The organism is Okeania sp. SIO2F5, assembly GCF_010692685.1.
GTDB classification, from domain to species: Bacteria; Cyanobacteriota; Cyanobacteriia; order Cyanobacteriales; family Microcoleaceae; genus Okeania; species Okeania hirsuta.
In genome coordinates, this window is sequence record NZ_JAAHGU010000024.1 from 38,174 (window position 1) to 45,076 (window position 6,903).

The window sequence follows — 6,903 nt, forward strand, 5'->3', positions numbered from 1 at the left end:
TAGTATGACTAAGCTCAAAATGAACAAAAAAATAAATCTAATAAATTTATCTCAAAAAGCAGAATTATATTTAACTCAAGGAAAATTAGAAGAGGCAATATTAGCTTGTAATCAAGTATTAGAAATAGTGCCAGATTTTCTAGCCATCTATAAAACATTGGGAAATATTTTTCACAAAATTGGTGAAATAGACAAAGCAAAAGAATGGTATCTCAAAGCAATAAGTCAACAGCCAGAATGGGCAGAAGTTCATGCAAATTTGGGCAGCTTATATGCCCAAGAAAAACAATGGCAATTAGCAATAAAATCTTACCAAGAAGCCATCAGCATCAAACCAAATTTACCAGGTTTTTATGGGAACTTAGGAAAAATCTGGCAACAAATAGGAAAAATAGAATTAGCCAGAGATTGTCAGGAACAAGCATTAAGTTTAGAAGCTCAATATCCTCAAGCCTCAGAATATTTAAAACAGGGAAAAAGTTGGCTAGAAAATGAGGAAATAGAATCAGCGATCGCTAATTTCCAAAAAGCCATAAAATTAAATCCATCTTTGGCAAATGCCTATCAAAATTTAGGCGACGCTGTTGCTAAACAAGGAGAGTTAACTGAAGCAATAAATTATTATCAAAGAGCAATTCAAATTCAACCTAATTTGTGGGTATCTCACCATAAACTAGGAAAAATATTTCAAGAAATAGGAGAGTTAGATGCAGCTATTAGTAGTTTCCACCTCTCTATAGAAATTAATCCAAATTTTCCTTGGTCTTACAAAAAATTGGCATATATTCTCCAAGAAAAAGGAGAATTAGAATCAGCAGAAAAATATTATCAGAAAGTAATAGACATCAAATTTGATGTTTGGGAAGTTCACCGTAAATTAGTAGAAATTCAGCAACAAAAAGGAAACTTAGACAGAGCTATTTCTAGTTGTAAACGAGTCATAGAAATTAATCCCACCTTAAATTGGTTTTATCAGAGATTAGGAGATAATTTATCAAAATTGGAACCACACGATCTAGCTATAGATTATTACCGAAGCTTGCTAGGAACTGAACCAAATAATATAAAATGGCTCCACGCTTTAGGACAAAAGCTAGTAAAACTTCAAGAATGGGATGAAGCAATTATTATTTATCGTCGTGCGATAGAATTAGAAGCAAATAACCATTTATTTCACAGAAGATTAGCAGACGCTTTACAACAAAAAGGATTATTAGATGAAGCAATTTCTAGTTATCAAAAAGCCATAGAAATTAATCCAAATTTTTCTTGGTCATATTACAACTTAGGAGAAACACTAAGGAAATTAACCAAGTGGGATGAAGCAATAATTGCTTACCGTCATGCTATAGAGTTAGAAGCAAATAATCATTTATTTCACAGAAGATTAGCAGACGCTTTACAAGAAAAAGGATTATTAGATGAAGCAATTTATAATTATCAAAAAGCCATAGAAATTAATCCAAAATCTTGTTGGCACTATGCAGCATTAGGAAATGTTTATCTTCAACTAGAGAATTTATCAGAAGCTATACCATGTTTAATTCAAGCTCTAAAAATTAGACCAGACTATTACGATGTTCATAAAAAAATAGAATTTATTCTCAAAAAACAAGAACGCCACAAAGAAGCTCACCTCTGGAAAACTAACCAAAAATTACCGCATAATTGGCTAAGAAAGTTTTTAAACTTAACAGAAGATTGGGAAATTACTTCTGAGTCTGCACAAAAAAATATTACTCGGATAAACATCTATTCAAGTACTCAATTTAATCTGTTATCATCTCAAACAATAGAGCAAAAAAAACATCATTATTTCCTAGATAAAAAATCCTACTCAGCGGAAGCTTTTGTAGTAGTAATTCCCGAAGGTAGAGGTAGTATTGATTTAGCAACAAGTGCAGTTATTACTTCAGACAATAAGTTGGTAAGAGATGTTTCTACAGGTTGTTCTGAAGTGATTATATCTTCTGAGGAATTACCTCCGATTAATTATATAGATGGTACAGTGGCATTTTTATCAGCAAAGTGGGGAGGATTCATGTATTTCCACTGGATGTTTGATGTAGTTACACGGATAGATTTGCTGCGTCGAACTAACCTAATAATAGATAAATTTGTCTTTACCAGATGTGATAAAAAGTTTCAAATAGAAACCATTGCTGCTCTGGGAATTAAACAATCTCAAATCATAGAAAGCCGATTTTTTCCTCATATAAAAGCTCAGAAATTAGTTGTACCTTCTTCCTATAAATCTCAGAAAGGAAATCTGAGAGTCAGCAAATGGGGTTGTGAGTTTTTGCGAAGTTTATTTATCAAATCACAAACTATCATAAAATCATCTAGTAAGCCAGAACGAATATATATAAGTCGAAAGTTTGCATCATGGCGACGAGTTCTTAATGAAGAAGAAGTAGTTAATTTGTTAGAAAAATTTGGTTTTATTAGTCTTTCCCTAGAATCAATGTCTATTGCAGAACAAGCATTATATATGGTAGCTGCAAAAGTGATAGTAGCACCTCATGGAGGTGGACTGACAAACCTCGTATTTTGTAGTCCAGGAACAAAAGTGATTGAGATTTTTTCTCCAAAGTATATTACTAATTTTTACTGGGAAATTAGCAATTTATGTAGGTTGTCACACTATTACTTAATAGGTGAAAATTTTGAAGATGATAATTCAGGTAAAATTCCTTGGAAACCAGATATTATTGTAAATTTAACAAGGTTAAAAAAAATGATGAAGTTTGCAGAAGTTGAATTAATTTAGGCAATATTGGCAATTTCAAAGGTAAGCATTTCCTACGGAATACTTCGCAAACAGTTTACACTACCACTTATAAAACTCAGTGGAGACCAGATATTATTGTTAATATTAAACGGGTATTAAAAATTCTAGAGTTAGCATAAATTTAGAAAGTATCTATAAATAAAATGAATACAAAAAAAATTGCACTGGGTTTATATCAACAGGCAGAATTATATCTAGAACGAGGAGAATTAGAAACATCACACCATTTATGTAACCAAGTAATAGAGATACAATCAAATTTTTATCCTGTCTATAATACTCTGGGAAAAGTTTTACAAGCAATGGAAAAATTAGACTTAGCAAAACAAAATTATCAACAAGCAATCACCATAAATTCTAACTTAGTAGAAGCTCATATTAATTTAGGTAATTTATTTACCCAAGAACAACAATGGCAAGCTGCAATTGAGAGTTACGAGCGAGCAATTCAGTTAAACCCAAACCAAGCAGAAATTCATCATAAATTAGGAGAAGCATTCCTACAATTAGAAAAATGGGATGAAGCTGTCATTGCATATCAAAAAGCTACAGAATTAAATCCAAAATTTCCCTGGTCTTTCCATAAATTAGGGGAAGCATTCCTAGAATTAGAAAAATGGGATGAAGCTGTCATTGCATATCAAAAAACTATAGAACTAAATCCAAAATTTCCCTGGTCTTACTATAAATTAGGAGAAGCATTCCTGACATTAAAAAAATGGGATGAAGCTGTCATTGCCTACAACAGATTTATTGAACTAAATCCAGATTTTCCTTGGTCTTACCAAAAATTAGGCACAGCTTTGATGCAGCTAGAAAAATGGGAGGAAGCTGTTAAAGTTTATCGTCGTGCTACTGAATTAAAGCCAGATTTATATTTGCCTCACAAAAATTTAGGGGATGCTTTAATGCAATTATCAAAATGGTCGGAAGCAGTAAAAGCTTATCGCCGAGTAATAGAAATAGAACCTAATATAGATGTGGCTTACTATAATTTAGGTGAAGCTTTAGTCAAACTTGAAAGATGGTCAGAAGCAGTAGCAGTCTACCGTCAAATTGTTCAAATTAACCCTAACTCTTATTTGGCTTATAGTAAATTAGCAGCAGCATTAGTGAAGCTAACTGAAGTAGAAAAAAACAGAGAAATTGAGATTTATCCAGAAGCGATCGCTTGTTATGAAACCTTAATCCAACTTCAACCAAATCAAAGAGAAAATTATCATCAATTAGCAGATATATTACAAAAACAAGGAAAATTAGAAGCAGCAGTTGATAGTTATATAGAAGCTATAAAATTAAAACCAGATGTACCTTGGTCTTATAACAATATCGGGGAAATTTTAATGGAATTAAAAAAGTGGAATCAAGCAATATTCACCTTTTTGACTGCCTTAAATCTGGAAAAAAATATGCCTTGGATATATCAGACACTAGGAGAAGCATTCGCACAAATATCCCAAAGTAATTTAGAAGATAAAATTAACTATTATTGTTCTGCACTTCAAAATGATAGAGCAGAGATAATTCATTCTAAATTAGTGCTTCATTTACCGCAAAATCCAGATTTATATCTATATTTAGGAAATTCCCTCAGCAAAAAAGAAAAATATAAAGGGGCAATCATTATTTATAATATGGCTCTGCAACTGAAAGTAAATGACCAAGAAATTACAAATCAACTTCAGAAAACTTTAGAGAAAAAATTACAGTTAAAACTAGAAGTAGAAAGATATCGTAGAGCTATCGAACAAAACCCAAAATCTTCTAAATATTACTATGATTTAGCCATAACTCTGACTCGACAAGAAGAATTGGAACAAGCAAGTCTAGCTTTCCTCAAAGCCATCAAGTTAAACCCAGAAATTAACTGGTCTTATAATCGTTTCTGGAATTACTTAAAACAGTCCGATAAGCTTGATGAAGTAGTCAGTTTTTACCATCAAATTATTCACAATAAACCACACTCCGTTTTATCTCACTTAAACCTAGGAGAAGTTCTCAGCGAGCAAGGTAAAATTGACGCAGCAGTAACCTCTTATCGTACTGGTTGTTACGAGCAAACTTTAAAATATAATCCCAATTTCGTGAAAAAATATTGGCATCAAGAACAAGTAACAAATCCTAACTTTATAATTATTGGCACTGGCAAAAGTGGCACTACTTCTCTATATAACTATCTCACTCAACATCCCCAAGTTTTACCTGCCATTAAAAAAGAAATATATTTTTGGTCGAGACATTTTGACAAAGGAATAAATTGGTACTTAGCTCATTTTCCTCCCATTCCAAAAGCAACAAAATTTATAACAGGAGAAGCAACTCCTACCTATATTAATAGTTGGCAGACCCCGACACGACTATTTAGTATTTTCCCCAAAATAAAGTTGATTATAATTTTGCGAAACCCAGTAGATAGAGCAATTTCTCACTATTATCACGAAGTCAGATCGAAGATGGAAAATAAATCTTTATCAGAAGCAATATATTCCCAGTTAGAAATACTTCAGCAAATGTCTGAATCTACCCTTGAGCAAGCTTACTGGAATCATATCTCTTACTATATAAGTTATGGAGTTTATGTAGAATTTATCAAAAAATGGATGGCTATTTTTCCCAGAAAACAATTCCTCATTTTAAGAAGCGAAGACTTTTATCAAGACCCAGCAACTATCATGGAAAAAGTTTTTAACTTTCTAGATTTACCCAAACATCAACTCAAAAATTATCAGAAATTAAATTCTGGTTATTATCCTACTCTTCCCCAATCAATTCACGAAAGTCTAAGTAATTATTTTCAACCCTATAATCAAAAACTTGAAGCATATTTAGGTATGAAGTTTAACTGGGAATAGGGAGTATTCAACAATTAATAATTAATAATTAATAATTAACAATTACCTCTCCTTGAAAAGAAGAGGATTGACTAATCATGAAAATTTTTCTTTATTATCCCCTTAAAAGGGGAGGCTTTATAAACATCTTTCTTAACATAAAAATTGACAAAATAGACAAGTTATGTACGAGTCTTTAAAAGGTTTTTGTCAGAGAAAAAGTGTATTCAAAAGTACATTATTTTGATAACTTAAGTAATTTTTCCTATCTACTATGATTCTTTCTCCTTTCTCCCCTGCTCCCTGCTCCCCTACTCCCCTGCTTCCCACAAGGTTTTCAGGAGTTCCTTATAAGGGATAGCTTAAAAGGGGAGGCTTTAAAGCACAATTTTTCGGTAAAGAGGAGATAGAGATTAATATTGAACTGTACCTTACCATCTTAAAAAGTGCTGTAAGTATTGGTTAATATCTATATTTTATTCAAAAGTAAATCAAGATTTTTCCCAGAGAACAATTTTTAATCTCGAAAAGTGAATATATGAAAACCCCGCAGCAATACCCAAACAAATTTTGGATTTTTTAGGTCTAACAAATCATCGACTCTGAGAAGACAAAAACTATTATCCTGGTTCTTATCCTTCAATTAATTCTAGTCTCCTTATACCAAGGATGAAAAAAGAATGTTATCAATAACTGGGATAACTAAAAGATTTCACCGAATAATTAAGGTGAAATTCCTCTCATTTAAAAGAGAAACAAGAAAAAATTTTCCTTTTATTCAATCCTCTTCCTTTAAGGGAGAAGTAATGATCAATTATCCATTATCAATTATCAATTATTCAAAGGAGATATCCCTTTAACTAAAAAGATAATTTTCAATCTAAAAAATAGTATAAAAGCCATTCATTATGACTCCAGACTCCAGAGGACTGACTACTCTAGAATATATTTATTCAAAAGTAAATCAAGATTTTTCCCAGAGAACAATTTTTAATCTCGAAAAGTGAATATATGAAAACCCCGCAGCAATACCCAAACAAATTTTGGATTTTTTAGGTCTAACAAATCATCGACTCTGAGAAGACAAAAACTATTATCCTGGTTCTTATCCTTCAATTAATTCTAGTCTCCTTATACCAAGGATGAAAAAAGAATGTTATCAATAACTGGGATAACTAAAAGATTTCACCGAATAATTAAGGTGAAATTCCTCTCATTTAAAAGAGAAACAAGAAAAAATTTTCCTTTTATTCAATCCTCTTCCTTTAAGGGAGAAGTAAT

The 6,903-nt window shown here is 31.7% G+C and carries 2 protein-coding genes; both read left to right on the plus strand.

What is annotated here, in order from left to right:
• Positions 1 to 4 precede the first annotated feature (4 nt).
• Positions 5 to 2,770, plus strand: a complete 2,766-nt coding sequence (locus tag F6K27_RS11455) for a tetratricopeptide repeat protein (protein ID WP_287275148.1) — start codon at positions 5 to 7, stop codon at positions 2,768 to 2,770.
• 164 nt (positions 2,771 to 2,934) lie between these two features.
• On the plus strand, positions 2,935 to 5,643 hold the full coding sequence (locus F6K27_RS11460; RefSeq protein WP_287275146.1) for a tetratricopeptide repeat protein: 2,709 nt from the start codon (positions 2,935 to 2,937) through the stop codon (positions 5,641 to 5,643).
• The last annotated feature ends 1,260 nt before the right edge of the window (positions 5,644 to 6,903 follow it).

Excerpts from the sequence above, each read along its gene's own strand:
- F6K27_RS11455 (WP_287275148.1), top strand. The coding sequence starts at position 5 with ATGACTAAGCTCAAAATGAACAAAAAAATAAATCTAATAAATTTATCT.
- F6K27_RS11460 (WP_287275146.1), top strand. The coding sequence starts at position 2,935 with ATGAATACAAAAAAAATTGCACTGGGTTTATATCAACAGGCAGAATTA.